This window comes from Janthinobacterium sp. LM6 (assembly GCF_002002885.1).
In the GTDB taxonomy this organism is placed as follows: domain Bacteria; phylum Pseudomonadota; class Gammaproteobacteria; order Burkholderiales; family Burkholderiaceae_D; genus Janthinobacterium; species Janthinobacterium kumbetense.
In genome coordinates this window covers 446,751-472,009 of the sequence record NZ_CP019510.1, presented here as the reverse complement: position 1 = coordinate 472,009, position 25,259 = coordinate 446,751, and the positions used below count along the sequence as shown (strand labels likewise).

General features: G+C 63.6%; 24 protein-coding genes. 17 read left to right on the top strand and 7 right to left on the bottom strand.

Annotation, left to right across the window (positions count from 1 at the left end; all coding sequences use genetic code 11):
• Nucleotides 1-15 precede the first annotated feature (15 nt).
• The gene (locus BZG29_RS02030) at nucleotides 16-924 is read right to left on the bottom strand and encodes a LysR family transcriptional regulator (RefSeq protein WP_077398507.1); all 909 of its coding nucleotides are present in this window, start codon (nucleotides 922-924) and stop codon (nucleotides 16-18) included.
• A gap of 118 nt (nucleotides 925-1,042) precedes the next feature.
• Here BZG29_RS02030 and metE point away from each other — a divergent pair, with 118 nt between their 5' ends.
• From metE to minE, 4 genes are all read left to right on the top strand, one after another.
• Nucleotides 1,043-3,355: a 5-methyltetrahydropteroyltriglutamate--homocysteine S-methyltransferase gene (metE, locus tag BZG29_RS02025; RefSeq protein WP_077398505.1), complete on the top strand. Its 2,313-nt coding sequence runs from the start codon at nucleotides 1,043-1,045 to the stop codon at nucleotides 3,353-3,355.
• 229 nt (nucleotides 3,356-3,584) lie between these two features.
• Nucleotides 3,585-4,334 (top strand): septum site-determining protein MinC, encoded by a 750-nt coding sequence (gene minC / locus BZG29_RS02020; protein WP_035828495.1) that lies wholly within the window; start codon nucleotides 3,585-3,587, stop codon nucleotides 4,332-4,334.
• A 37-nt stretch (nucleotides 4,335-4,371) separates the two neighbouring features.
• Nucleotides 4,372-5,187: a septum site-determining protein MinD gene (minD, locus tag BZG29_RS02015; protein ID WP_034783730.1), complete on the top strand. Its 816-nt coding sequence runs from the start codon at nucleotides 4,372-4,374 to the stop codon at nucleotides 5,185-5,187.
• Between the two features lies 1 nt (nucleotide 5,188).
• A complete protein-coding gene (gene minE / locus BZG29_RS02010) occupies nucleotides 5,189-5,440 on the top strand; it encodes a cell division topological specificity factor MinE (protein WP_034752886.1) in 252 nt (83 codons plus the stop codon).
• A gap of 3 nt (nucleotides 5,441-5,443) precedes the next feature.
• On the opposite strand, the gene BZG29_RS02005 is transcribed toward minE, so the two are convergent.
• A complete protein-coding gene (locus tag BZG29_RS02005) occupies nucleotides 5,444-5,947 on the bottom strand; it encodes a hypothetical protein (protein ID WP_077398503.1) in 504 nt (167 codons plus the stop codon).
• Nucleotides 5,948-6,116: 169 nt separating this feature from the next.
• Between BZG29_RS02005 and BZG29_RS02000 the strand changes: the two genes are divergently transcribed.
• From BZG29_RS02000 to BZG29_RS01970, 7 genes are all read left to right on the top strand, one after another.
• On the top strand, nucleotides 6,117-6,806 hold the full coding sequence (locus BZG29_RS02000) for a response regulator transcription factor (RefSeq protein ID WP_077398501.1): 690 nt from the start codon (nucleotides 6,117-6,119) through the stop codon (nucleotides 6,804-6,806).
• Between the two features lie 81 nt (nucleotides 6,807-6,887).
• Complete coding sequence (hemA, locus tag BZG29_RS01995) at nucleotides 6,888-8,162, top strand: glutamyl-tRNA reductase (RefSeq protein ID WP_077398499.1); 1,275 nt, start codon at nucleotides 6,888-6,890, stop codon at nucleotides 8,160-8,162.
• An 85-nt stretch (nucleotides 8,163-8,247) separates the two neighbouring features.
• A complete protein-coding gene (gene prfA / locus BZG29_RS01990) occupies nucleotides 8,248-9,324 on the top strand; it encodes a peptide chain release factor 1 (RefSeq protein ID WP_077398497.1) in 1,077 nt (358 codons plus the stop codon).
• Nucleotides 9,325-9,509: 185 nt separating this feature from the next.
• Nucleotides 9,510-9,980 carry a disulfide bond formation protein B gene (locus tag BZG29_RS01985; RefSeq protein WP_077408913.1) on the top strand — a complete coding sequence of 157 codons (471 nt, stop codon included), beginning with the start codon at nucleotides 9,510-9,512 and terminating at the stop codon, nucleotides 9,978-9,980.
• A gap of 11 nt (nucleotides 9,981-9,991) precedes the next feature.
• The gene (prmC, locus tag BZG29_RS01980) at nucleotides 9,992-10,822 is read left to right on the top strand and encodes a peptide chain release factor N(5)-glutamine methyltransferase (protein ID WP_077398495.1); all 831 of its coding nucleotides are present in this window, start codon (nucleotides 9,992-9,994) and stop codon (nucleotides 10,820-10,822) included.
• A gap of 215 nt (nucleotides 10,823-11,037) precedes the next feature.
• On the top strand, nucleotides 11,038-12,639 hold the full coding sequence (gshA, locus tag BZG29_RS01975) for a glutamate--cysteine ligase (RefSeq protein WP_077398493.1): 1,602 nt from the start codon (nucleotides 11,038-11,040) through the stop codon (nucleotides 12,637-12,639).
• A gap of 25 nt (nucleotides 12,640-12,664) precedes the next feature.
• Complete coding sequence (locus BZG29_RS01970) at nucleotides 12,665-13,708, top strand: histone deacetylase family protein (RefSeq protein ID WP_077398491.1); 1,044 nt, start codon at nucleotides 12,665-12,667, stop codon at nucleotides 13,706-13,708.
• 82 nt (nucleotides 13,709-13,790) lie between these two features.
• Here BZG29_RS01970 and BZG29_RS01965 read toward each other — a convergent pair whose 3' ends face one another.
• Both BZG29_RS01965 and BZG29_RS01960 read right to left on the bottom strand, forming a co-directional pair.
• A complete protein-coding gene (locus BZG29_RS01965; RefSeq protein ID WP_150130786.1) occupies nucleotides 13,791-14,573 on the bottom strand; it encodes a LytTR family DNA-binding domain-containing protein in 783 nt (260 codons plus the stop codon).
• On the bottom strand, nucleotides 14,560-15,825 hold the full coding sequence (locus tag BZG29_RS01960; protein ID WP_077398487.1) for a histidine kinase: 1,266 nt from the start codon (nucleotides 15,823-15,825) through the stop codon (nucleotides 14,560-14,562). The genes BZG29_RS01965 and BZG29_RS01960 overlap by 14 nt, the downstream gene beginning before the upstream one ends.
• 286 nt (nucleotides 15,826-16,111) lie before the next feature.
• Between BZG29_RS01960 and BZG29_RS01955 the strand changes: the two genes are divergently transcribed.
• Nucleotides 16,112-16,537: an organic hydroperoxide resistance protein gene (locus BZG29_RS01955; RefSeq protein WP_034783746.1), complete on the top strand. Its 426-nt coding sequence runs from the start codon at nucleotides 16,112-16,114 to the stop codon at nucleotides 16,535-16,537.
• Between the two features lie 60 nt (nucleotides 16,538-16,597).
• On the opposite strand, the gene BZG29_RS01950 is transcribed toward BZG29_RS01955, so the two are convergent.
• Nucleotides 16,598-17,431, bottom strand: coding sequence for a type 1 glutamine amidotransferase domain-containing protein (locus BZG29_RS01950; protein ID WP_077398485.1), 834 nt, complete (start codon nucleotides 17,429-17,431; stop codon nucleotides 16,598-16,600).
• 120 nt (nucleotides 17,432-17,551) lie between these two features.
• On the opposite strand from BZG29_RS01950, the gene BZG29_RS01945 reads away from it, so the two are divergent.
• From BZG29_RS01945 to BZG29_RS01935, 3 genes are read left to right on the top strand one after another with little or no spacing between them, the layout of a single operon-like run.
• Nucleotides 17,552-18,460: a LysR family transcriptional regulator gene (locus BZG29_RS01945; RefSeq protein WP_077398483.1), complete on the top strand. Its 909-nt coding sequence runs from the start codon at nucleotides 17,552-17,554 to the stop codon at nucleotides 18,458-18,460.
• A gap of 40 nt (nucleotides 18,461-18,500) precedes the next feature.
• On the top strand, nucleotides 18,501-18,977 hold the full coding sequence (locus BZG29_RS01940; RefSeq protein ID WP_077398481.1) for a GNAT family N-acetyltransferase: 477 nt from the start codon (nucleotides 18,501-18,503) through the stop codon (nucleotides 18,975-18,977).
• Nucleotides 18,974-19,645, top strand: a complete 672-nt coding sequence (locus tag BZG29_RS01935) for a diphthine--ammonia ligase (RefSeq protein ID WP_077398479.1) — start codon at nucleotides 18,974-18,976, stop codon at nucleotides 19,643-19,645. The genes BZG29_RS01940 and BZG29_RS01935 overlap by 4 nt, the downstream gene beginning before the upstream one ends.
• Before the next feature lie 66 nt (nucleotides 19,646-19,711).
• On the opposite strand, the gene BZG29_RS01930 is transcribed toward BZG29_RS01935, so the two are convergent.
• Both BZG29_RS01930 and BZG29_RS01925 read right to left on the bottom strand, forming a co-directional pair.
• Nucleotides 19,712-20,191, bottom strand: a complete 480-nt coding sequence (locus tag BZG29_RS01930) for an FKBP-type peptidyl-prolyl cis-trans isomerase (protein WP_077398477.1) — start codon at nucleotides 20,189-20,191, stop codon at nucleotides 19,712-19,714.
• A 145-nt stretch (nucleotides 20,192-20,336) separates the two neighbouring features.
• Nucleotides 20,337-22,214 (bottom strand): potassium transporter Kup, encoded by a 1,878-nt coding sequence (locus tag BZG29_RS01925; protein ID WP_077398475.1) that lies wholly within the window; start codon nucleotides 22,212-22,214, stop codon nucleotides 20,337-20,339.
• A gap of 238 nt (nucleotides 22,215-22,452) precedes the next feature.
• Between BZG29_RS01925 and rarD the strand changes: the two genes are divergently transcribed.
• Nucleotides 22,453-23,337: an EamA family transporter RarD gene (rarD, locus tag BZG29_RS01920; protein WP_077398473.1), complete on the top strand. Its 885-nt coding sequence runs from the start codon at nucleotides 22,453-22,455 to the stop codon at nucleotides 23,335-23,337.
• A gap of 93 nt (nucleotides 23,338-23,430) precedes the next feature.
• Nucleotides 23,431-25,098, top strand: coding sequence for an energy-dependent translational throttle protein EttA (gene ettA, locus BZG29_RS01915; protein ID WP_035823572.1), 1,668 nt, complete (start codon nucleotides 23,431-23,433; stop codon nucleotides 25,096-25,098).
• Nucleotides 25,099-25,259: the final 161 nt, after the last annotated feature.

Here is a 25,259-nt window from a genome sequence, read left to right as displayed (position 1 = left end):
CCAACCCAACGCTGGTCAGGACAACAATTTGATACCGTCGAGCGAGGCCGCGCACTGCTCGCGTATCACGCTGACGAAATCGCGCACGTACGCCTTGTCCTGCAGGTGATCTGGCACGGACACGTATAAATCGCTCCACAAGCCGTGTTCGCCCACCGGGCGCGCCACGACGTAATCGTAATCGACGTAATTCTTGATGGCCCAGTTCGGCAAGGCGGCAATGCCGCGCCGGCTCGCCACCAATTGCAGCACGGCCACAGTCAATTCGGCCGTGCGGCGTTCAAACGCGATGCCGGCCGGCCGCAGCACTTCGCGGATCAGGTCGATGCGCTCTTCCGGCACCGGATAGGTAATTAATGTTTCGCCCGTGAAGTCGGCCGCCGCCAGCCGGCGCTGCGCCTGCAGCCGGTGCTTTTGCGCCATCACCACCAGCATTTCAAAGCGGAACAGGGGAAACACGGTGAAGTCGGGGCCGTACGGCGAGCCGATCACGAGATCCGCCTCGCCCGAGCGCAGCAAGTCCGCCGGCTCGCTGTGAAAGCCGGAGACCAGATCGATCTCCACTTCCGGCCAGCGCTGGCGGAAGGCATCCATCACCGGCATGAGCCAGTCGAAGCAGGTATGGCATTCGAGCGCCACGCGCAACTGGCCCTTGTCGCCCTGCGACAGGCGCGCCACGTCGCGCTCGGCCAGCTCGATCTCGGGCAACAGCTTGTCGGCCAGGGCCAGCAGCCGGCTGCCCGTGGCCGTAAACGCGATCGGCATCGACTTGCGCTCGAACAGAGGCGCCTTGTAGCGCTCTTCGAGCAGGCGGATCTGGTGCGACAGGGCCGACTGGGTCAGGTTGAGCAGCTGCGCGGCGCGCACCAGGCTGCCGGACGAACGCAGGGCACTCAGGGTGCGCAGGTGGCGGATTTCTAGCATCGGGAAAATGAAGTCTGTACGTGAATTATTTTCATGTTATTCGGCAAAATGTTTCGTTTTGATTATAGACCAAGTTGCCGCACACTCTAGCGCATTCACATTAAATCTCGATGACATCATGACCATTCGTACCCACGTCCTTGGCTTTCCCCGTATCGGCGCCGCGCGCGAACTGAAACTGGCGCTGGAAAGCCACTGGCGTGGCGAGTTGTCCGAGGCGGCCCTGGAAGCGACGGGCCGGCAACTGCGCGCGCGCCACTGGGCCCAGCAGCGCGACGCCGGCCTCGATTACGTCACCGTGGGCGACTTCGCCTTTTACGACCAGGTGGCCAGCCATATCCAGCTGCTGGGCTGCGAACCGGCCCGTTTCCAGTTTGCGCCAGAGCAATCGCCGCTGGCGCGCTATTTCACCATGGCGCGCGGCGCAGACACGCACGCCGCCCATGCCGGCTGCGGCCACGCGCACCATGCACACGCCGCAGGCACTGCCGCGCTGGAAATGACCAAGTGGTTTGACACCAATTACCATTATCTGGTGCCCGAACTGTCGCCGCACACCCGCTTTTCGCTCGCTTGCGAGCGCCTGCTGGCGGAGGTGGCCGAGGCGCAGGCGCTGGGCCACCCGGTCAAGGCGGCCCTGATCGGCCCCCTCACCTTCCTGTGGCTGGGCAAGGAAAAGACGCCAGGCTTCGATCGCCTGGCCCTGCTGGAACAATTGCTGCCCGTCTACGGCGCCCTGCTCGACCGCCTGAAACAGCAAGGCGTCACCTGGGTGCAGCTCGACGAGCCGATCCTGGGCCTGGACTTGCCCAACGCCTGGCGCAGCGCTTTTGAGAGCACGTACTGGCAGCTGAACCAGGTGGGCGTGAATATCCTGCTGGCCACGTATTTCTCGCCGCTGGAAGAAAACCTGAGCCTGACGTGCCGCCTGCCCGTGGCCGGCCTGCATGTGGACGGCATCCGCGCGCCGCATGAATTGATCAGCGTGACGGACTGGCTGCCCGCGCATAAAGTCTTGTCGATTGGCATCGTCGACGGGCGCAATATCTGGCGCACCGACCTCGACGCGGCCCTGGCCGTGCTGCAGCCGCTGGCGGCCAAACGCAACGACCACCTGTGGCTGGCGCCGTCGTGCTCGCTGCTGCACGTGCCGTTCAGCCTGGAAGCGGAAACGGAGCTCGACAGCGACATCCGGAGCTGGCTGGCGTTCGCCACGGAAAAACTGGCGGAACTGGCGCTGCTGAAGGACGCGCTGGCGGGCCATCCCGATGACGGCGCGCTGGCAATGTCTCGCCTGGCCATCGCCGGGCGGCACGCCAGTCCCCGCGTACACCGCCCGCAAGTGGCGCAGCGCGTGCAAGCGTTGTCTCCCACCGTGGACCGCCGCGATTCCAGCTTCCCGCAGCGCCAGGCCATGCAGCGCGCGCGCCTGCGCCTGCCCGATTTCCCCACGACGACCATCGGCTCCTTCCCGCAGACGCCGGCCATCCGCGCCGCCCGCGCCAGCCATAAGCGGGGTGAACTGGCGAACGCCGAGTATGAACGGCAGATGCGCGCCGAAATCGCCCACGCCGTGGGGCGCCAGGAAGCGCTGGGCCTGGACGTGCTCGTGCATGGCGAAGCGGAACGCAACGACATGGTCGAATACTTCGGCGAGCAATTGGACGGCTTTGTCTTCACGCGCCACGGCTGGGTGCAATCGTACGGCTCGCGCTGCGTCAAGCCGCCCGTCATCTACGGCGACGTGCAGCGCCCCACCGCCATGACCGTCGAATGGACGGTGCACGCGCAAAGCCTGACCAATAAACCGGTGAAGGGCATGCTGACGGGCCCGGTGACGATCCTGCAATGGTCGTTCGTGCGCGACGACCAGCCGCGCGCCGCCACGGCGCTGCAGATCGCCCTGGCCATGCGCGACGAGGTAGCCGACCTGGAAGGGGCCGGCATCGGCATCATCCAGATCGACGAGCCGGCCCTGCGCGAAGGCTTGCCGCTGCGCCGCGGCCAGTGGGACGCCTACCTGGACTGGGCCACGCGCGCCTTCCGCATCGCCGCCTCCGTCGTCAGCGACACGACGCAAATCCACACCCACATGTGCTATGCGCAGTTCAACGACATCCTGCCGCAGATCGCCGCCATGGACGCCGACGTCATCACGATAGAGACGAGCCGCTCCGACATGGCGCTGCTGGCGGGCTTTGGCCAGTTCCAGTATCCGAACGAAATCGGCCCCGGCGTGTACGACATCCACTCGCCGCGCATCCCCACGACCGTCGACATGGTGAAATTGCTGCAAAAGGCCTGCGCCGTCATTCCCCCGGCTCATTTATGGGTCAACCCGGACTGCGGCCTGAAAACGCGGGGCTGGACGGAAACGGAGGCGGCCTTGCAAAACATGGTGGCGGCGGCGCGCCAGATGCGCGCGGCTTGAGCCAGGAACAGCGCCGTCAGGGCGCATGTTGGGCTGCTTTCGGGACGGCGCACCGGTTTTCCGGGGCGCCGTCCGTTTTTTTTGACATGAAGTAGGTGTTGCCCTGCGGAATAGCACACTCCAGGCCCCTGATGCTGATTTTTTTGCAGTAGAATGCAAGAAATTTACTGCTCCCATTGTTGCCGTACGGAACATCTGGCCTGCCGCAGTTTCACTTTGATAAATGTTTATGTCCAAAAGCCCGTCGCAGAAGCCTATCGAAATCAAGATTTCCACCGTCGTTGCCGTCTCCGCCATTCTGCATAGCGCCGATACGCAGGCACTCGATGCCGCCTTGCGCGACATGACGGGAGGCGTGGCGGACTTTTTCGAGGACGACCTGGCCGTGCTGGACGTGGCGGCCTTGCCGCCCGGCAGCGTGCCCATCGACTGGGCCGCCCTCGTGGCCTTGCTGAAAAAATACCGTTTGAATGCCGTGGCCGTACGCAATGCGCCGGCCGACATGCATGACGCCATCCTGGCGCAAGGCTTGAGCCTCGACAGCGGCAAGACGCGCGACGATGCGCCGCCCAAGGATGGTCCCAAGGATACGCCCACTGCCGCCGCCCAGTCGGGCGCCGACGCACAGGTGATGGTGATCGACACGCCCGTGCGCGCCGGCCAGCGCATCTATGCGCGCGGCTGCGACCTGATCATCACCGCCGTCGTCAACAATGGCGCCGAAATCATCGCCGACGGCAGCATCCACGTATATTCCTCGCTGTACGGTCGCGCGCTGGCCGGCGCCTCGGGCAATGCCCAGGCGCGCATCTTCGCGCTGGCCATGGAACCGGAACTGGTCTCGATCGCCGGCGTGTACCGCACGTTCGAGGATGGTTTCCCCGCAGAAATGGCGCGCGGACCCGCGCAAATTCGTTTGGCTGGAGACAGAATCGATATACACTCTGTCAATCCGGTCACTCCCGTGAACCGCTCTTAAGCTGCACAATTCAAGAGATATCTGAAAAGGATTATTTGTGGCAAGAATTATTGTTGTGACGTCCGGCAAGGGCGGTGTCGGCAAGACGACCTCTAGCGCCAGTTTTTCCACTGGCCTGGCCATGCGCGGCCACAAGACAGCCGTGCTCGACTTCGACGTGGGCCTGCGTAACCTCGACCTGATCATGGGTTGCGAGCGCCGCGTCGTCTACGACCTGATCAATGTGATCAACAAGGAAGCAACCCTGAACCAGGCCTTGATCAAGGACAAGCACTGCGACAACCTGTTCATCCTGCCAGCCTCGCAAACGCGCGACAAGGATGCCTTGTCGGAAGAAGGCGTGGAACGCGTGTTGAACGACCTGATCAACATGGGCTTCGAATTCATCATCTGCGATTCGCCGGCCGGCATCGAGCATGGCGCGCTGATGGCGCTGACGTTTGCCGACGAAGCCATCATCGTCACCAACCCTGAAGTGTCGTCGGTGCGCGATTCGGACCGCATCCTGGGCATCCTGCAAGCCAAGTCGCGCCGCGCGCAGACGGGCGGCGAGCCCGTCAAGGAACACTTGCTGATTACCCGCTACTCGCCGAAACGCGTGGAATCGGATGAAATGCTGTCCTACCAGGACGTGCAGGAAATCCTGCGCATCCCGCTGGTGGGCATCATTCCGGAATCGGAACAAGTGCTGGCCGCCTCGAACCAGGGCAACCCGGCCATCCATTTCACGGGCACGGACGTGGCGCAAGCCTATGAAGACGTGGTCTCGCGTTTCCTCGGCGAAGATGTCGAGTTGCGCTTTACCAACTATGAAAAGCCTGGATTACTCCAGCGCATTTTTGGGGCGAAGTGATATGGCCTTGCTTTCTTTCCTGTTCCCCCCCAAGCCGAAGACGGCCACCGCGGCCAAGGAACGCCTGCAGATCATCATCGCCCGCGAACGCAGCGGACGCGATGGTCCGGACTTCCTGCCCGCCCTGCACAAGGAATTGATCGCCGTCATTTCCAAGTACACCAAGGTCAATGCCGACGACATCAAGATTTCGCTGGACCGCCAGGGCAACCTGGAAGTCCTCGACGTCAACGTGGTGCTGCCGGACGCCTGATTTTTAATCCGGCCTGACCGTGAGCAATTCCTGCGCCACCGCGGCGCAGGCGTTCACGTGCTGGTTGCCGATCTGGCGGAACACGGCGTAGCCGATGGCTGCCGCCACCGCCTGGCCGGCAAACGGCACGAAGCGCGCCACCTGCTTGGTGGCAATCTTGACGCCACTGCGCTTGAGCAGCTGGAGGATCAGTTCGCGCGACACCAGCTTTCCCACCAGCATGCCGCCCATGCCCACCGCCGCGCGGTAGGCCATCATCTTGAACTGCGGGTTGAGGCGCTCGATCTGCTCGGGCGTGAGGCCGAATTCGTGGTTGATATCGTTGATCAGCATGGAAAACAGGCCGACATCCGACATCAGGTCAATGCCGGGAATGGGGATGGCCGAGGCGCCCGCCGACATCATGGCACGCCGCTGCACCAGGCGCCGGCAACGTTCGCGCACTTGCTCGATTTCCGCATGACTGGCCGGTATCAGGGTCCAATCGGTGGTGCTCTTGTCTGGCATGGCCGTTTCTCCGCTGGTAGGGGGTAGATGAACAAGTGTAACGTAAAGGCCTGCGCTGCCGATTTCACTGGACACAGTTGCAATCTCTGTTATATTTCACTTGAGCATTCCTTAACATTACGATAAGCAGAGCGGACCGTCTGTTTGTTGCTACACACTCCAGCCCATTATGCGAATTGCCGTACTCGATAGCGACCATAGCCAGGCAGAACTGATCTGCCAGGTGCTCACCGCCGCCGGCCACGCTTGCCACGAGTTTCAGAGTGGCAAGGAAATGCTGGGGCAACTGCGCAAGGACAGTTGCGACATGCTCATCCTCGACTGGCATGTGAGCGATCTGGACGGTGCGGAAGTCTTGCGCCGTGCCCGGGAAAAACTGGCGCCCAAGGCGCCCGTGTTGTTTATGACCAACAGTTCCGGCGAAGACGATGTGGTGGCCGGCATGACGGCGGGCGCCGACGACTACATGATCAAGCCCCTGCGGCGCAGCGAGCTGACCTTGCGCACCCAGGCGCTGCTGCGCGTGGCGTATCCGGCCCAGAATGGCGCCGAAACCTTGCAATTCGGTCATTACACGTTTGAAACCCGCCCCGGCCGCCTGCTGAAGGATGGCGAAGTACTCGACGTGACGCACAAGGAATTCGCCCTGGCGCTGCTGTTTTTCCGCAACCTGGGCCGTCCCCTGTCGCGCGCCTACATCCACGAAGCCGTGTGGCAGCGCGACACGGCCCTGCCTTCGCGCACCATGGATACCCACGTCTCGCGCGTGCGCAACAAGCTGCAGCTGAAACCGGAACACGGCTACAGGCTGGTACCCGTCTACAGTTACGGTTATCGCCTGGAAAAACTGGGCGGCTGAACGGCGGCAAACGGCTGACCTGCTCAAAGCACGGGCACAAAGCGTTATAATGTCCGCATAAGTCATCCCAACAGCCCCGAAATGCAACTGCTCGCCGTAGGCCTCAACCATACCACCGCCCCAGTGTCGCTCCGCGAACAGCTGGCGTTTGCGCCTGAGCACTTGGGCCAGGCGGTGATGGCGGCGCGCACCTGGTTCCAGCGCATCGATCTGCGCGACAACGACGAAGCGGCCATCCTGTCGACCTGCAACCGCACCGAGCTGTATGCGGCCAGCCACGTGCCCAATCCGCTCGACGCGGGCGCGCATTTCCTGGCCGATTATCACAAGCTCAACTACAGCGAGCTGCGCCCCCACTTATATATGTTGCCGCAGCACGATGCCGTGCGCCACACCTTCCGCGTCGCCTCCGGGCTCGATTCGATGGTGCTGGGCGAAACGCAGATCCTGGGCCAGATCAAGGACGCCATCCGCACGGCCGACGAGGCGGGCGGCCTGGGCACGTATCTGCACCAGTTGTTCCAGCGCAGCTTTTCCGTCGCCAAGGAAGTGCGCAGCAGCACGGAAATCGGCGCCCACAGCGTCTCCATGGCAGCCGCCGCCGTGCGCCTGTCGCAACGCATCTTCGACAAGATCGCCGAACAGAATGTGCTGTTCATCGGTGCCGGCGAAATGATCGAACTGTGCGCCACGCACTTTGCCGCACAAAATCCAAAAAGCATCACGATTGCCAACCGCACCATGGAGCGGGGCGAGGAACTCGCGCACCGCTTCAACGGCAAGGCCATCCGCCTTGCCGATTTGCCGGAGCAATTGCACCAGTTCGACATCGTCATCTCGTGCACGGCGTCATCGTTGCCGCTGCTGGGCCTGGGCCTGGTCGAGCGCGCCATCAAGGCGCGGCGCCACAAGCCCATGTTCATGGTCGACCTGGCCGTGCCGCGCGACATCGAGGCCGAAGTGGGTCGTTTGAACGACGTCTTCCTGTACACGGTCGACGACCTGGGCAAGGTCGTGCAGACGGGCCTGGAAAGCCGGCAGGCGGCCGTGGCGCAAGCCGAAGCCATCATCGAGACGCGCGTGCAATCGTTCATGAGCTGGGTCGACGACCGCGCCATGGTGCCCGTCATCCAGCATTTGCATGAAAACAGCGAATCCTTGCGCCTGATGGAAGTGGAACGGGCGCGCAAGATGCTGGCCAAGGGCGCCGACATCGACGCCGTCCTGGAAGCGCTGTCGAAAGGCTTGACGGCCAAGTTCCTGCACGGCCCGCAGCAAGCGCTGCACCACGCGCAAGGCGACGAGCGCAAGCAGCTGGTCACCCTGCTGCCGAAACTGTTCCGCCCCCGCCGTTAGCGCAGCCCCGCTGGCCGCCCGCGCGGCCGCCCCTGCCCGCCTGCCGGGCCCGTATCATCCCTACACCCTTTTACCGCGAATCGCTATGAAACCATCCATGCTGGCCAAACTCGATCAACTGGCGAACCGCCTGGTCGAACTCGACGAACTGCTGATGCATCCGGACGCCACGTCGAACATGGACAGCTACCGCAAGATGACGCGCGAGCACGCCGAACTGGGCCCGCTGGTGGCCCTGTATCACTCCTACCAGGAAGCGGGCAACGATATTGCGACAGCGCAAGAGATGCTGGGCGATCCCGACATGAAGGAATTTGCCCAGGAAGAAATTGAGGCGGCCAAGACCACCATGGCGCGGCTGGAACGCGAATTGCAAACCATGCTGCTGCCGAAGGACGTCAACGACGAGCGCAATATCTTCCTGGAAATTCGCGCCGGCACGGGCGGCGACGAGTCCGCCCTGTTCGCCGGCGATTTATTGCGCATGTACACGCGCTTTGCCGAGCGCAACCGCTGGCAGGTGGAGCTCGTGTCCTCGTCCGACTCCGACCTGGGCGGCTACCGCGAAGTGATCGTGCGTATCGTCGGCAATGGCGCGTATTCGAAGCTGAAATTCGAGTCGGGCGGCCACCGCGTGCAGCGCGTGCCCGCCACGGAAACGCAGGGCCGCATCCACACGTCGGCCTGCACGGTGGCCGTGATGCCGGAAGCGGATGAAGTGGAAGACGTCAACATCAACCCGGCCGACCTGCGCATCGACACCTACCGCGCCTCGGGCGCGGGCGGACAGCACATCAACAAGACGGATTCCGCCGTGCGCATCACCCACTTGCCGACCGGCATCGTCGTGGAATGCCAGGATGACCGCAGCCAGCACAAGAACAAGGCGCAGGCGATGAAAGTGCTGGCCGCGCGCATCAAGGACGTGCAGTTGCGCGAACAGCAGTCGAAGGAAGCGGCCACCCGCAAGAGCCTGATCGGCTCGGGCGACCGCAGCGAACGCATCCGCACGTATAATTTCCCCCAAGGCCGGCTGACGGACCACCGCATCAATTTGACCTTGTACAAGCTGGACTTCATCATGGATGGGGATTTGACGGACTTGACGAATGCCTTGGCGGCAGAACACCAGGCGGAACTTTTAGCAGCGCTGGGCGATTAAAAAGCGTCCATGGCGGCGTTGCATCGCCTGGCCGTACCTTCGTACTGCCTGCGGCGCGGCGCCTTGCCCTGAACACTTTTTAAAGCGCCCAGCCAGATCAAGGGTTTAAGTAGCGGCTAAGCAATAAAAATCCGGCCTTGTGCGAAAATGACCAGCTCGATTCCATCCACCTCACCGTGTCGCCCATGAAAAATTCACGCACCGTCCTCCTGTTGACCGCCGCCCTGTGTTTCCTGATGCTGGGCGTAGCCATGTATTTGCAGCATGCCATGAACATGGCGCCGTGCCCGCTGTGCGTGATCCAGCGCTACCTGTTCCTCGCCATCGGCATCGCCTGCCTGGCCGGCGCGGCGGCCAACCGGCCAAAGATCGGCGCGGGCGTCGGCGTGCTGGCGGCCCTGGGCGGCCTGGGCGTGGGCGCCAAGCACCTGTACGTGCTGGCCAACCCCGGCTTTTCGTGCGGCATCGACCCGGTGGAAACGGCGCTGAACAAGGTCTTCACAGCCGAACTCATGCCCTTCATGTTTGAATCGTACGGCGCCTGCGAAAACGCGGGCGAGCCGTTTTTCGGCTTGTCGATCCCGCAATGGGCGTTCATCTGGTTCGCCATCTTCGCCCTCACCTTGCTGTGGACCTTGCTGCGCCGTCAGAAATAATTGAAAGCACTATGCCAGAAACACTGATCCCCGCCGGCAGCACTGTCGGCGCCCTGCAAATCCGTCCTCTGCTCGATCCGCTCGACAACCGCATCCTGCTGGGCCACGCGCTGGGCCTGTCGCGCGTGAGCCTGATCACGCAATCGGAGCGAGTCCTCACTTCCGACGAAGCGGCGCGTTTGTCAGCCTTGCTGGCGCGCCGCCTGCAGGGCGAGCCGATCGCCTACATCGTCGGCCAGCGCGAATTCTTCGGCTTGCCGTTCGAAGTGAACGACGCCGTGCTGATTCCCCGCCCCGACACGGAAGTGCTGGTGGAGCTGGCGCTCGAACGCCTGCCGCCCGGCGGACGGGTGCTCGACATGGGCACGGGCAGCGGCGCCATCGCCGTCGCGCTGGCGCACACGCGGCCCGACGCCGTCGTCACGGCACTCGATGTGAGCAGCACGGCGCTGGCCGTGGCGCGCCGCAACGCCAGCGCCAACGGCGTCAACATCACCTTCATGGCCAGCGACTGGTTCGAAGCGCTGGGCACGGAAAAGTTCGACCTGATCGTCTCGAATCCCCCCTACATCGCCAGCGGCGACCGCCACCTGGCCGAAGGCGATCTGCGCTTCGAGCCGGCCGGCGCGCTGACCGACCACGCGGATGGCCTGTCGGCCCTGCGCACCATCGTCTCCGGCGCCGCGCGCCACCTGGCGTCAGGCGCATGGCTGCTGATGGAACATGGCTACGACCAGGCGACATCCGTGCGCGGCTTGCTGGCCGCTGCCGGCTACAACAAGGTACAAAGCTGGCGCGACCTGGCCGGCATCGAACGGGTCAGCGGCGCCCGCCACGGCTGACCGCCATTCGCTGCGCAAAGCTTGATCCGGCGGCGCGCCAGATCCCCCGCAGTTTGTTAAAATATCAAGCGAATTCCTGACCGAAGCGCCGTCCCTGTTCCCCGGGGCGGACGCTGGCGACGCGGCGTTTTTTGGGCCGGCGCCGACGCATTTGCCAAAATTCGGTTAATCTCAGCACAAATTATTTATATGCTGCACAAGAAAGGAAGCTCAAATTGCCCAACCTGTTGACTCGCCGCCTGGCATTGCTGACCGAAGATGCCAACCGCGCGCTGCTGGGCGGCTTGCGCGGCATCGAGCGTGAAACCCTGCGCGTCGACCATGCCGGCCATCTGGCTTCCACGCCCCATCCCGCCGCCCTGGGCTCGGCGCTGACGCACCCTGAAATCACCACCGATTACGCCGAAGCGCTGCTCGAATTCATCACCCCGGCCGAAACCGACATCGCCACGACATTAAGCAAGCTGGATATCGTGCACCGCCACGCCTACAGCCGCCTCGGCGACGAGTTGCTGTGGAGCCAGTCGATGCCGTGCCAGCTGCCGCCCGAAGCGGATATCGAAATCGCCAACTACGGCACGTCGAACATGGGCATGCTCAAGCACGTCTACCGGCGCGGCCTGGCCTTGCGCTATGGCAAAGCCATGCAATGCATCGCCGGCATCCACTACAATTACTCGCTCGACGAGCAGCTGTGGCAAGCGCTGGCCGGCAATCCGGACACCAGCGCCAGCCCGGCGCACGCAACCGCCACGCCGAAAGACGTGCAGTCGGAAAGCTACCTGGCGACGATCCGCAATTTCCGCCGCTACAGCTGGCTCCTGATGTACCTGTTCGGCGCTTCGCCGGCCCTGTCCAGCGGTTTCCTGCGCGGCCGCCCGCACAAGCTCGACACCCTGTCCGACGACACCCTGTTCCTGCCGTACGCCACCAGCCTGCGCATGAGCGACCTCGGCTACCAGAACGATGCCCAGTCCGGCCTGCGCCCGCACGAGAACAGCCTCGATGATTACGTCAACGCGCTCACGCACGCCGTCAACGACCCGTATCCGCCGTACGCGGCGCTGGGCACAAAGAAGGATGGCGAGTGGATACAATTGTCCACCAACGTGCTGCAGATCGAAAATGAGTACTATTCGACCATCCGTCCGAAACGCGTGATCCGCACGGGCGAGCGCCCCATCCAGGCCCTGTGCCTGCGCGGCGTGCAATACATCGAAGTGCGCTGCATGGATGTCGACCCGTTCGAACCGGTCGGCATCAGCCTGGAAACGGGCCGCTTCCTCGACGCCTTTTTACTGTTCTGCGCGCTCGACGACAGCGGTCCCATCTCGGCCGAGCAAAGCGCCTGCTACACGAACAATTTCGCCCGCACCGTCAAGGAAGGCCGCAAGCCTGGATTGACCCTGCGCCGCGACGGCGAAGAGATCGCCCTGCAGGCCTGGGGCGAAGAGTTGCTGGCGCGCATCGCGCCCGTGGCGGCCTTGCTCGACGCGCGCCTTGGCGGCACGCAGCATGCGGACAGCCTGGCCGCGCAAGCCCGTAAACTGGCCGACCCGGATGCGACGCCATCGGCGAAGGTCTTGGCCGAACTGCGCGCCAACGGCGGCTCGTTTGCCGCCTTCGGCCTGCGCCAGAGCGAACGCCACGCCGCCTGGTTCCGCGCGCAGCCGGCAACGCAGGAACAAAGCGCGTATTTCGACGAGATGGCCGCCAGCTCGCTGGCCGAGCAGCGCGCCATGGAAGCGGCGCCAGCCGGCAGCTTCGACGATTTCGTCGCCGCCTACCGCGCCAGCACCCTGTGCTCGCACACCTGAGTCTGACCTTGCGCAAAGCGCCCCCATGCTGACCTTCTACAATGAATTGCACAGCCAGCACCGGGGCCGCTTCGAGATGTTTCGCGGCACCCTGGTGCCCTGCTTCGAGACCCCGGAGCGGGCCGACATGGTGGTGGCCGAACTGGGACGGCGCAACCTGGGCCGCATCGTCACGCCGCACGGCGTGCCGCTGACGTCGCTGGAGCGCATCCACACGCCCCGCTACCTGCATTTCCTGCGCCACGCCTGGCACGACTGGCTGGCACTCGACCCTGATAACGCCAGCAAGGATGCCTTGCCATCCGTGTGGCCCGTGCGCACCTTGCGCAGCGACATCGAACCGGACGACTTCACGGCCAAGCTGGGACTGTACTCGATGGACAATGGCACGCCGCTGACGGCCGGCACGTGGACGGCGGCCAAGACGGGCGCCGACTGCGCCGTCAACGCGGCCCATGCGCTGCGCCTGGGCGAGCGGGCCACGTTCGCCCTGACGCGCCCGCCGGGCCACCACGCGGGCAGCGATTTCTTCGGCGGCTACTGTTTTCTGAACAACGCGGCGCTGGCCGCGCAGCATCTGCTCGACGACGGTGCGCGCAAGGTCGCCATCCTCGATATCGACTACCACCACGGCAACGGCACGCAAAGCATCTTTTACCAGCGCGACGACGTGCTGTTCGCCTCCGTGCACGCCGATCCGCGCAGCGAATATCCGTTTTACCTGGGCCACGCCGACGAAACGGGCAGCGGCGCGGGGCTCGGCTACAACGTCAACTTGCCGTTGCCCCCCGGCACGTCCACGGCCAGCTGGTTCGCCGCGCTGGAAACGGCTTGCCTGCGCATCAATATGTACGCGCCCGACGCGCTGGTGGTGTCGCTCGGCGTGGACACCTTTGCCGGCGACCCGCTGTCGCACTTCGCCCTGCAAAGCGGCGACTACCTGCGCGTGGGCGAGCGCCTCGCGCATCTGAACCTGCCCACCGCCTTCATCCTCGAAGGGGGCTACGCGGTGAAGGAAATCGGCATCAATGTGGTGAACGTATTGGAAGGTTTTGAAACCGCAGAGTAGCTAGTGGGGTCAGACCCCCGTCCATGTTGACGCTGAGCTTGACGTTAGCGGTGTTGAGGGTCTGACCCCGGCTTTAACTAAGCTACATATTCCTGAACAAGGCCATGAACGGCTGGCTCACGGCCAGGGTTTCCGGCCGCGTTTTCAGGCGCAAGGCGCCACGCCCCACCTCGTCGCGCGTGACAGACGCCACCATCTTCATGTTGACGATGGTGGAGCGGTGGATCTGTTTAAAAATGGCCGGGTCGAGCACGTCGAGCAGTTCGCGGATCGGCTTGCGCAGCAGCGCCTCGCCCTCCGCCGTCATGACGGCCGTGTACTTGATGTCGGACTGAAAATAGGCGATGTCTTCCACCATGATCAGCCGCGTATCCTTGCCGCTGCTAGCCGTCAGCCACACCAGCGGCGGCGACTTGGCCGCCGCCGGCAAGGCGCTGCTCAATTGCTGCAGCAGGCCGGCCAGCGCGCCGTCGCCCGCCCGGGTCTTGCCGGCCCGTGCCTGCACGCGCTGCAAGGTCGCCTGCAGGCGCTCGCGGGCTATCGGTTTCAATAAATAATCGACGGCGCCGTTATCGAAGGCATCGATCGCGTACTGGTCGTAGGCGGTGACGAACACCACCTGCGTGGCGGGACTCGCTTCCAGCGCGCCGGCCGCCACTTCCAGGCCCGTCAAGCCCGGCATGCGGATGTCGAGGAAGGCGATGTCGGGGCGCAGGGTGGCGATGGCCTCGAGCGCCGCGCCGCCGTCGTCGCAGGCGGCGACGATGCGCAAGCTGGGCCACTCTTCGGCCAGCAGGGCCACCAGCGCATCGCGCAGCAGGGCTTCGTCTTCGGCGATGACGCACGTCATTTCAGGCTGATGCATAGGAAACTCCTTGCGCCGTGCTGTCCGGCACCGTGATGGTGGCCGTCACGCCATCGGGGAAATTGGCGACAATGGCGAACGCGGCGGCATTGCCGTAGGTCAGACGCAGGCGCTCGCGCACATTGCGCAGGCCGATGCCCGTGCCGGCGCCGTCGTCGCTGAGCCCCTTGCCATCGTCGGCCACCGTGACGATCACCGTGCCGTTGCCGCTGCGCGCCATGATCCAGATGGTGCCGCCGCCGCTTTTCGGCTCCAGGCCATGCTTGATGGCGTTTTCCACCAGGGTTTGCAGCATCATCGGCGGCAGTTCCGCCTGGCGCAGGTATTGCGGTACCTCAATCTGCAGGTTCAGGCGCCCGCCCATCCGGATTTTCAGGATGTCGAGATAGGCGCGCGCCCGTTCCAGCTCCGTGCCCAGGGTCGACATGGCTTGCTCCGTGCGCGGCAGCGAGTGGCGCAAATACAGAATCAAATTGCCGAGCATTTCATCGGCGCGCACGGGATCGCTGCGCGTGAGCAGCTGCGCGCTGGCCAGGGTGTTGTACAGGAAGTGCGGCTCGACCTGCGCATGCAGCAGGCTCAGTTTGGCCACCGTGAGTTCCTTTTCCGTCACCGTCTGGCGCGCCTCGGCCTGCTCGCCGCGGCGGCGCTGCGCCACCCGGCGCGTCATCGCCCGCGTCACCGCTTCCGCGTTTTCCAGATTGCTGCCATGGTCGACGAGGAACCAGTCGGTCCAGGCGTTGCGCGCCGGTTCGCAGATCAGGGTCACGCTGCCCGCTTCGCCATTCGGCGTCACGGTGGCGAGAATCTGGTTCGGCCGCGGCTCGAGGAAACCCAGCAGGCGCATGCGCGGCAAGCCCGTGTGCGTGTAGGGCGCGGCGCGGCGCACGCGGGCCTGCACCTGCAGGCTGTCGCGCGCGCTTTCGACCACTTCGCTGCCCGGCAATTCGCGGATGGCCGCGTCGATCATGTCGAACGCCTCGCCCGCCTCGAACGGAATCTCGATCTGGCGCCGCTGGCGGCTCGACAGGGTGCCGGCATTGACGGCGCCGGCGATCAGGCGCACGCGCCGCACGTGCGAAAACGCATTCGTGACGACGGCGCTGGCCAGCAGCGCGCCGACGATGACAAAAAAGCCTTCCGTCTGCCCGAAGATATAGCGCAGGAAATTCTCGACCAGAATCGCCGTGGCGATGATGTAGGCGACCATGGTGGCCACGGTGATGCGCAGGATAAAGAAGAGGCTAGTCATGATTTTTCCTTGGGGAGTGAAGTGGGGCCAAGCATAACTATCGGCGCCAGCGGCGGTGGCCATTATGCGATGGAAGGGCAATACTGGCGACAAAGGCAAGAAAATAAAGGTTCAATCCGCGCCACGCGCAAATAAAATCGCTTGCAATTAAATAGTGCGCGATATATATTGTGTACATGGACGCCGCACATCGCTTCTTCAGACGGGCATCCTGGGGCACCAGCCCACGAAACAAGTAGCACACTATTTAGTAGTCAACTATTTAATCAACGCAAGGAAAACCATCATGTCGATCAAACAAGTCCTGTACCGCGCTCAAGCTACCGCCACCGGAGGCCGCGAAGGCCGTGCCGTGTCGTCCGACAATGTGCTGGACGTCAAGCTGACCACGCCAAAAGAACTGGGCGGCAATGGCGCCGTCGGCACCAATCCGGAGCAACTGTTCGCCGCCGGCTACTCGGCCTGCTTCATCGGCGCCATGAAATTCGTCGGCGGCCGCGACAAGATCGCCCTGCCGGCGGACCTGTCGATCGAAGGCAACGTCGGCATCGGCGCCATCGAGACGGGCTTCGGCATCGAAGTGGAACTGAAGATTTCGCTGCCAGGCATGGAACGCGCCGCCGCCGAAGCGCTGGTCGCCGCCGCCCACATCGTCTGCCCGTACTCGAACGCCACGCGCGGCAACATCGACGTCACCCTGACGATCGTGTAATAGCAGCAACACGTTGCGCCTCCCCGGCCGCGCCCCCAGGCGCCGCCGGGGATTTTTGCTTCAGCGCAACGCCTGCAGCAGCTTGTCTGCCAGCGCGGGCGCCGAGGCGGGATTCTGCCCCGTGATCAGTTCGCGGTCGACCACCACGTGGCTAGCCCATGGCGCCTGGTTCTGCACATACTGCGCACCGGCCGCCTGCAAGCCCGACTGCGGATAGAACTTCATCGTCCCGCCCTTCAAGGCGCCCTGCGCCGCCGCCTCTTCCTCATTGCTGATCACCGTCATGCGGTAGCCGCTGTAGATCCAGTCCGTCGGCTTGGCCGGTGTCCGGCCCGCTTCCAGCGTGGCCGTAAATTGGGCCGCCTGCGGCAGGGCCGACAGCAGGGCGATGGGGCCATGGCACAGCAGTGCCGTCGGCTTGCCGTCCGCGTGGAACTGGCGCAGCAAGGCGCCCAGGCTGGCATCCTTCAACAAGTCCTGCATGGGCGCGTGGCCGCCCGGCACCAGCACGGCCGCATAGTGGCCATAGCCGATCTGCGCCACCCGTTTCAGGCTGATCACGGGCGAGCGGCCCGGCACCGTCAGTGCCAGCTGGTCCAGCAGCGCCTTGTGCGCCGCGTGCGCGGCCGCGTCGCCGCCAAAGTAGGCGTCCGTATCCGAGCTGGCGTCCAGGGTCGGCGCCTGGCCTTGCGGCGTGGCGAACGTCACCGTATGGCCCGCGTCGAGCAGCTTTTTCACGGGCTGCATCAGTTCATTCAGGTAAAAACCCGTCGAAAACACCTTGCCGTCGCGCAAGTCGAGGTGATTTGCGTCCGACAGCACGACGAGAACCTCGGCCGCCTGGGCGCCCGAAAAGGCAGCCAGCAACAGGCTGCTAATCAGTAATTTTTTCATGGTATGGCCTTTCTGTAGAGAGGTCATCAGCATATTCCGAATCAAAATGCGGAAAAATGATGAATAATGCACAGCACTGATGCGGAATAGGACTGAATAGAAACGCTGAATAGGAGTGACATGGACAAATTGCAGGCGATGCAGCTGTTTCGCCGCGTGGCCGAGCTGGGCAGCTTTCGCCGCGCGGCCGATGAACTGGACTTGTCGGCCTCGTACGTGAGCCGGCGCATCGGCCAGCTGGAGCAGGAACTGGGCGGGCGCCTGATGACGCGCACCACGCGCCAGCTGGCCCTGACGGAAACGGGCGCGGCCTACCTGGAACATTGCCGCAAGCTGCTCGACGAGCTGGCGCAGGCCGAGGACATGGTGGCCCATTCGACGGCCCACGTGACGGGCCGCCTGCGCATCAACGCGCCATTATCGCTGGGCGTGGGCGAACTGGCCGAGGGCCTGGCCGATTTCATGGCCGAGTGGCCGGCCTTGCGCCTGGACGTCGACCTGAAGGATGAATACGTGGACCTGGCGGCCGCCAACTACGACCTGGGTTTTCGCGTCAGCACGGCCCTCACCGATTCGAGCTATGTGGCGCGCCACATCCACGACTACCGCCTGCACATCTGCTGCGCGCCCGCCTACCTGGAGCGCCATGGCCCCTTGGCCGAACCCACGGACCTGACGCGCCAGCGCTGCTTCATCTACAGCCACGCCCTGTTCGGCAACCGCTGGCCGCTGCGCCATGCGGGGCCGCACAGCGACATCGAAGTGCCGAACTGGGTACGCACCAACAACACGCTGTTCATGCGCAGCCTGATCCTGCGCGGTCTGGGCATCGGCATCCTGCCCACCTTTGTCTGCCGCGAGGAGCTGGCCAGCGGCGCCCTGGTCGAGCTGTTTCCGGAAATCGAGCGCCCCAGCCTGGCGCTGTTCGCCATCTACCCGTCGCGCCAGCTGGTGGCGCCGCGCGTGACGCGCTGCATCGAGCACCTGAAGCAGTGGTATGCGCAGCGCTATCCCGCGCCGGCGGCGTGAAGCCGGTAAAATCATGGCCACTCTCAATCAAGGATGACCCATGATCAGCTGGCAATGGAACACGTTCGACGAACTCGGCCCCCACGATTTGTACCAGGTGCTGGCCTTGCGCCAGCGCGTGTTCGTCATCGAACAGCAGTGCATTTACCCGGACCTCGATGGCCATGACCAGCAAGCCATGCATTTGCTGGGCTGGCAAACGGTCGATGGCCAGCGCCGGCTGGCCGCCTATCTGCGCGTGCTGGCGCCGGGCGCCAAGTATGTGGAAATGTCGCTGGGCCGCGTGCTGACGGCGCCCGAGGCGCGCACCACGGGCGCGGGCAAGCAGCTATTGCTTGAGGGCATCGCGCGCGCCGAACGCCAGCACCCTGGCCACGCCATCCGCATCGGCGCGCAGCAGTACCTGGAGCGCTTCTACCAGTCCTTCGGCTTTGTCACCGTCAGCGCGCCCTACGATGAAGACGGCATCCAGCACGTCGACATGCTGCGCGCCGTGCAGCCGGGCGCGGCGGCATGACGACGGCCCTGATTTCCTGGAGCGGCGGCAAGGATTCCTGCCTGGCCCTGTGGCGCGCGCGCAACGCCGGCACGAGCGTGCCGCTGCTGATCACGGCCATGGATGAAGACGGCCGCAAATCGCGCTCGCACGGCGTGCCGCCCGAGCTGCTCGCAGCGCAGGCGGCACGCCTGGGCGCGCGCCTGCAGCGCTATCACGCCAGCTGGGCCAGCTACGAAGAGCAATTCATCGCCATGCTGCGCGCGGCGAAAGACGCAGGCATAGAACACGCCATCTTCGGCGACATCGACTTGCAGCCGCACCGCGACTGGGAAGAAAAAGTCTGCGCCGCGGCCGGCCTGACGGCCCATTTACCCCTGTGGGGCGAAGCGCGGCGCGCGCTGGTCGATGAATTTCTCGCCGCCGGCTTCAAGGCCATCGTCGTCTGCATCAATGGCCAGCACCTGCCGCGCGAATTTTGCGGGCGCGAATTCGACGCCGCCTTCCTGGCCGACTTGCCGCCCGGCGTCGACGCCTGCGGTGAAAACGGCGAATTCCACACCTTCGTCTACGACGGCCCCGCCTTCAGCGCACCGGTGGCGCTGCGCCGCACGCAAGTGCTGCAATATGATGCGCCGGCCAATCTGGGCGGCGCCACGTATTACTTCCAGGAACTGGCGCCAGTTTGAATTGGCCGCAAAAACAACAAGGGCGACTCCATGGAGTCGCCCTTTGTCCGTGCACCTTGCGCGTGCTTACTTTTTCACCACTTTTTGCAGCGTGATGTCGAACACCAGGCCGGCGTAAGGCGGGATCACCACCGCATTCGTGACCCTGTCGCGGGTGCCGCCAACGCCATAGCCGAGGTCATACGGAATGAGCAGGCGGCGCGTGCCGCCTTCCTGCATGCCGACCAGGCCGCGATCCCAGCCCAGGATCATTTTGCCGATGCCGAGGACAAACGTAAAAGGCTGGAGAGGGGGCGACGTTTCGAATTGCACGCCTTTGCCGTCCGGCTTGCTCGCGTCATACAGCCAGCCCGTATACACCACCGTCAAGGTATCGCCCGCCGCGGCGGCCGTGCCGGTGCCTTTCACCAGGTCGGGAAAGAGGAATTCCTTCACTTGCGTATTCGGGTCAAGCACGACCGGCTTCTCGGTGTTGGCAGCAGCGCCGCAAGCGGTCAGGGCCACGGCGCAAGCGAGGGTGGCGATCATTTGAAATACCGATTTCATGGTTTCCCTTTAAATATTGGTGTGTGGCTAAGCCCGTACGGTGCGGACCGATACGGGCTGGAGTTTAACAGGACTCGCGTAGCCCATTTGTAAGCAGACGTAAGCACGGCAATAAATGTGCCTCGATGCAACGTTGATACAATATCTATATTTCCACCTGCGTGCCCAGTTCGATCACCCGGTTGCTCGGAATCTGATAGTAGTCGGCCGCCGTGCGCGCATTGCGCGACATGGTGACGAACAGGTGCTCGCGCCACGGCATCATGCCGGCACCCGGCGTCGAGATGATGGTCTGGCGGGCGATGAAGAACGACGTTTCCATCATCTCGAAGTCCAGTCCCTGCTGGGCGCACTGCGCCAGCGCGGCCGGAATGTCCGGTTCATCCTTGAAGCCGTAATGCACATTGACCTGGTAGCACTGGTGGCCCAGGTCCACCACGCGCACGCGCTCCGATGGCGCCACCCACGGCTCTTCATGCATGAAGACGGTGAGGAAGATCACCCGTTCATGCAACACCTTGTTGTGCAGCAAGTTATGCAGCAGCGCGTGCGGCACGCCATCTGTTTCGCCGCGCAGGAAGATGGCCGTGCCGGGCACGCGCAGCGGCGGCGCGATGAACAGCGACGAAAGGAAATCGTCGAGCGGAATCGCATGCTTTTCCAGGTTCTGGAACACCAGCTGGCGGCCCCGCTTCCAGGTCAGCATGACGATGAACAAAATCGAGCCCAGCAGCAGCGGGAACCAGCCGCCGTGGAACAGTTTCAGGGCCGTCGCCGACACCAGGTTGACGTCGATGATCAGGAAAAAGCCCGTGGCGGCCCAGCACAGGGCCAGGTTCATCTTCCAGCGGTAGCGGATGACGAAGAAAGTCAGGATCGTCGTCGACAGCATGGTGGCCGTCACGGCAATGCCGTAGGCGGCGGCCAGGTTTTCCGAGGAACCGAAGCCGATCACGGCCAGCAGCACCACGGCCAGTTGCAGCCAGTTCACGGCGGGGATGTAGATCTGCCCGATTTCGCTTTCCGACGTGTGGCGCACGCGCATGCGCGGTAGGAAGCCCAGCGCGATCGCTTGCTTGGTCATCGAGAAGGTGCCGGAAATGGTCGCCTGCGAGGCGATCACGGTGGCCATGGTCGACAGGATCACCAGCGGATACACGCTCCACGCGCCCAGTTGCTGGTAAAACGGATTCGAGACGGCTTCCGGATGCGCCAGCAGCAAGCCGCCCTGGCCCAGGTAGTTCAGCGCCAGCGCGGGAAAGGCGATCAGGAACCAGGCCAGGCGGATCGGCTTCTTGCCGAAGTGGCCCATGTCGGCGTACAGCGCCTCGGCGCCCGTCAGCGCCAGCACCACGGCGCCCAGGGCGACGAAGGCGACGAAGCCGTTATTCATCAGGAAAGTGGCTGCGTGCAGGGGATTGAGCGCGGCCAGGATGGCCGGCGACTTGATGATGTTGACCACGCCCATGCCGGCCAGCGCGGCAAACCACAGCACCATGACGGGAGCAAAATAGCGGCCGATGCCGGCCGTGCCGTGCGACTGCACCGAATACAGGCCCACCAGCACGGCGATCGTCAGCGGCACCACGTAGGGACTGAAGGCGGGCGTGGCCACTTCCAGGCCTTCGATCGCCGACAGCACGGAAATGGCCGGCGTGATCACGCTGTCGCCATAGAACAAGGTGGCGCCGAAGACGCCGATCACCATCAGCGGGAAATGCCAGCGCGACAGGCGGCTGACGGACGACAGCACCAGCGCCATCAGGGCCATGATGCCGCCCTCGCCGCGGTTGTCGGCGCGCAACACCAGGGTCACGTACTTGAGCGAAACGATCAGGGTCAGGCCCCAGAAAATCAGCGAGACGATGCCCAGCAGATTCTCGTGCGAGAGCAGCAGGCCGTGGGCCGGGTCGAAGACGGTCTTCAGGGTGTACAGCGGACTGGTGCCGATATCGCCGTAAACGATGCCGACGGCCGCCAGCGTCAAGCCGGCAAGGCCGCTTTTTTTATGTTCCGACGTCAAGGTTGCACCCGTTTTTGTTTTGTTGCATCGCACAATATGATAGGTATTAGCAAATAGCAAGAGTATTTTTGCATGGTTCCGCAGCTGCCCCAAGGTCGTGGTTTTGTGCCGCTCCGCCTTGCTGCGCGGACATGCGGCCATTGATTTGTTGCCATTCTACGCCTCGCCAGCGGCGCCGGGCAGCCCCCGGTGTTTTCAGCCATAATGACAGACTGTCTACTCTCCAGCGAAGCCCACCATGAATCAAGGCATGTTGTACGCCTCCCTCGCCTTCCTGTGCTGGGGCCTGTTTCCCCTGTACTTCCACGCCATCGGCGAGATCGCGCCGCAGGAAATCCTGGCGCACCGCATGGTCTGGTCGCTGTTGTTCCTGGGAATCGTGCTGACCGTGCGCCGGCAGTGGAGCTGGCTGGGCGGCCTGAAAACGCAGCCCAGGGTCGTGGCCAGCTTCGTCGCCAGTGCATTTTTGCTGTCCGCCAACTGGTTCATCTATATCTGGGCCGTCAACAACGGCCACGTGGTCGACGCCAGCCTCGGCTACTTCATTACGCCCTTGATCAATGTCATGCTGGGCTTTTTGCTGCTGCACGAGCGCCTGCGCCGCCTGCAGTGGCTGGCCATCGGCCTGGCCGCCTGCGGCGTGGCCTGGCTCACTTGGCAAGCGGGACAAGTACCCTGGATCGCCCTGCTGCTGGCGGCCACCTTCGGCGGCTATGGCTTGCTGCGCAAGACGGCCGCGCTGGGCGCGCTGGAAGGCTTGTCGTTCGAAACCTTGATTCTGTTCCCCCTGGCGCTGGCTTACATGCTGTGGCTGGCGTGGCATGGCCAGAGCGGCTTCGTCAACACGGATTCCACCGCCACGCGCGCGCTGCTGCTGGCGTCCGGCCCCATCACGGCCATTCCCCTGCTGCTGTTTGCCGCCGGCGCGCGCCGCCTGCCGCTGGCCGTGCTGGGGCTGTTGCAATACATCGCCCCCACGGGCCAGCTCCTGATCGGCGTGTGGGTCTTCCACGAATCGTTCACGCCCGAGCGCATGCTCGGCTTCCTCGTCATCTGGACGGCGCTGGCCCTGTATGCGGCCGAAGGGCTGTGGAACAGCCGCCGCGCGCGGCTGGCCGCGTAATCCGGTTTTACCCGCCCCGGCAGCGCGCAGCGCTGGCCGGAAGCGGGCGTTTACCGTATCCTGTCCGTCTTTGTATATCACCCGAGATTTCTAATGGCAAATTACGTCTACACCATGAATCGCGTGGGCAAAATCGTCCCGCCCAAGCGCCAGATTCTGAAAGATATTTCCCTCTCCTTCTTCCCAGGCGCGAAGATCGGCGTACTGGGCCTGAACGGCTCCGGCAAATCGACCCTGCTGAAAATCATGGCAGGCATCGACACCGACATCCAGGGCGAAGCCGTGCCGATGCCGGGCCTGAACATCGGCTACCTGCCGCAGGAACCGCAGCTGGACCCGGAAAAGACCGTGCGCCAGGAAGTGGAGTCGGGCCTGGGCGAAGTATTTGAGGCGCAAGCCAAGCTGGAAGCCGTGTACGCCGCGTATGCCGAGGAAGACGCCGATTTCGACGCCCTGGCCACGGAACAGGCACGCCTGGAAGCGATCATCTCGACCTCCGACGGCGGCAATTTGAATCTGCAGCTGGAAATGGCCGCCGACGCGCTGCGCCTGCCGCCATGGGACGCCAAGGTCGGCGTGCTGTCCGGCGGTGAAAAGCGCCGCGTGGCGCTGTGCAAGCTGCTGCTGTCGAAACCTGACATGCTGCTGCTCGACGAACCGACCAACCATCTGGATGCTGAATCGGTCGACTGGCTGGAACAATTCCTGCTGCGCTTCCCCGGCACCGTGGTGGCCATCACCCATGATCGCTACTTCCTCGACAACGCGGCAGAGTGGATCCTGGAACTGGACCGCGGCAGCGGCATTCCATGGAAGGGGAACTACTCGACCTGGCTGGAGCAGAAGCAAGCCCGCCTGAAGCAGGAAGAATCGACGGAATCGGCGCGCCAGAAGGCGCTGCAGAAGGAATTGGAATGGTCGCGCCAGAATCCGAAAGCGCGTCAGGCCAAATCAAAAGCCCGCCTGGCCCGCTTCAACGAGTTGTCCGAACACGAATACCAGAAACGCAATGAAACGCAGGAAATCTTCATTCCCGTGGCCGAACGCCTGGGCAATGACGTCATCGAGTTCAAGAACGTGTCGAAAGCGTTCGGCGACCGTTTGCTGATCGATAACCTGAGCTTCACCGTGCCGCCAGGCGCCATCGTCGGCATCATCGGCCCCAACGGCGCCGGTAAGTCGACCTTGTTCAAGATGATCACCGGCAAGGAAACACCGGACAGCGGCGAAGTGGCCATCGGCCAGACGGCACGCGTGTCCATCGTCGACCAGAACCGCGATTCGCTGGCCGACAACAAGTCCGTCTTCGAAGACGTGTCCGGCGGCGCCGACATGCTGACGGTCGGCCGCTTTGAAATGCCGTCGCGCGCCTACCTGGGCCGCTTCAACTTCAAGGGTTCGGACCAGCAGAAAATGGTGGGCAACCTGTCCGGCGGTGAACGCGGCCGTCTGCACCTGGCGAAAACGTTATTGATGGGCGGCAACGTCCTGCTGCTCGATGAACCATCGAACGATCTGGACGTGGAAACCTTGCGCGCGCTGGAAGACGCCCTGCTGGAATTTGCCGGCAGCGTCATGGTCATCTCGCATGATCGCTGGTTCCTCGACCGTATCGCCACGCACATCCTGGCCTTCGAAGGCAATTCGCAGGTCACCTTCTTTGACGGCAACTATCAGGAATATGAAGCCGACAAGAAGAAACGCCTGGGCGAAGAAGGCGCGAAACCGAAACGTATCCGCTACAAGCCGTTGACCACGTAATTTCGGTCCGGCCATGCAAAAAGGCAGTTACCTCGCGGTAACTGCCTTTTTTTTCAGCCAACTTCCAGTTTTTAAAACCGTAGCGAGCGGCAACGAATTGTGGCTGAGAAGCGGAGCTGTGCTATAGCACAGTGAGCATCGGAGGCCGCAAAGCGTGCCGC

Coding starts and splice junctions, on each gene's coding strand:
- BZG29_RS01945 (WP_077398483.1), top strand. CDS start 17,552: ATGGACAAATTGCAGGCGATGCAGCTGTTTCGCCGCGTGGCCGAGCTG.
- BZG29_RS01950 (WP_077398485.1), bottom strand. CDS start 17,431: ATGAAAAAATTACTGATTAGCAGCCTGTTGCTGGCTGCCTTTTCGGGC.
- prmC (WP_077398495.1), top strand. CDS start 9,992: ATGCCAGAAACACTGATCCCCGCCGGCAGCACTGTCGGCGCCCTGCAA.
- hemA (WP_077398499.1), top strand. CDS start 6,888: ATGCAACTGCTCGCCGTAGGCCTCAACCATACCACCGCCCCAGTGTCG.
- BZG29_RS01940 (WP_077398481.1), top strand. CDS start 18,501: ATGATCAGCTGGCAATGGAACACGTTCGACGAACTCGGCCCCCACGAT.
- prfA (WP_077398497.1), top strand. CDS start 8,248: ATGAAACCATCCATGCTGGCCAAACTCGATCAACTGGCGAACCGCCTG.
- minE (WP_034752886.1), top strand. CDS start 5,189: ATGGCCTTGCTTTCTTTCCTGTTCCCCCCCAAGCCGAAGACGGCCACC.
- BZG29_RS01960 (WP_077398487.1), bottom strand. CDS start 15,825: ATGACTAGCCTCTTCTTTATCCTGCGCATCACCGTGGCCACCATGGTC.
- BZG29_RS01965 (WP_150130786.1), bottom strand. CDS start 14,573: ATGCATCAGCCTGAAATGACGTGCGTCATCGCCGAAGACGAAGCCCTG.
- rarD (WP_077398473.1), top strand. CDS start 22,453: ATGAATCAAGGCATGTTGTACGCCTCCCTCGCCTTCCTGTGCTGGGGC.
- minC (WP_035828495.1), top strand. CDS start 3,585: ATGTCCAAAAGCCCGTCGCAGAAGCCTATCGAAATCAAGATTTCCACC.
- BZG29_RS02005 (WP_077398503.1), bottom strand. CDS start 5,947: ATGCCAGACAAGAGCACCACCGATTGGACCCTGATACCGGCCAGTCAT.
- BZG29_RS01930 (WP_077398477.1), bottom strand. CDS start 20,191: ATGAAATCGGTATTTCAAATGATCGCCACCCTCGCTTGCGCCGTGGCC.
- BZG29_RS01985 (WP_077408913.1), top strand. CDS start 9,510: ATGAAAAATTCACGCACCGTCCTCCTGTTGACCGCCGCCCTGTGTTTC.
- metE (WP_077398505.1), top strand. CDS start 1,043: ATGACCATTCGTACCCACGTCCTTGGCTTTCCCCGTATCGGCGCCGCG.
- ettA (WP_035823572.1), top strand. CDS start 23,431: ATGGCAAATTACGTCTACACCATGAATCGCGTGGGCAAAATCGTCCCG.
- BZG29_RS01935 (WP_077398479.1), top strand. CDS start 18,974: ATGACGACGGCCCTGATTTCCTGGAGCGGCGGCAAGGATTCCTGCCTG.
- BZG29_RS02030 (WP_077398507.1), bottom strand. CDS start 924: ATGCTAGAAATCCGCCACCTGCGCACCCTGAGTGCCCTGCGTTCGTCC.
- BZG29_RS01970 (WP_077398491.1), top strand. CDS start 12,665: ATGCTGACCTTCTACAATGAATTGCACAGCCAGCACCGGGGCCGCTTC.
- BZG29_RS02000 (WP_077398501.1), top strand. CDS start 6,117: ATGCGAATTGCCGTACTCGATAGCGACCATAGCCAGGCAGAACTGATC.
- BZG29_RS01955 (WP_034783746.1), top strand. CDS start 16,112: ATGTCGATCAAACAAGTCCTGTACCGCGCTCAAGCTACCGCCACCGGA.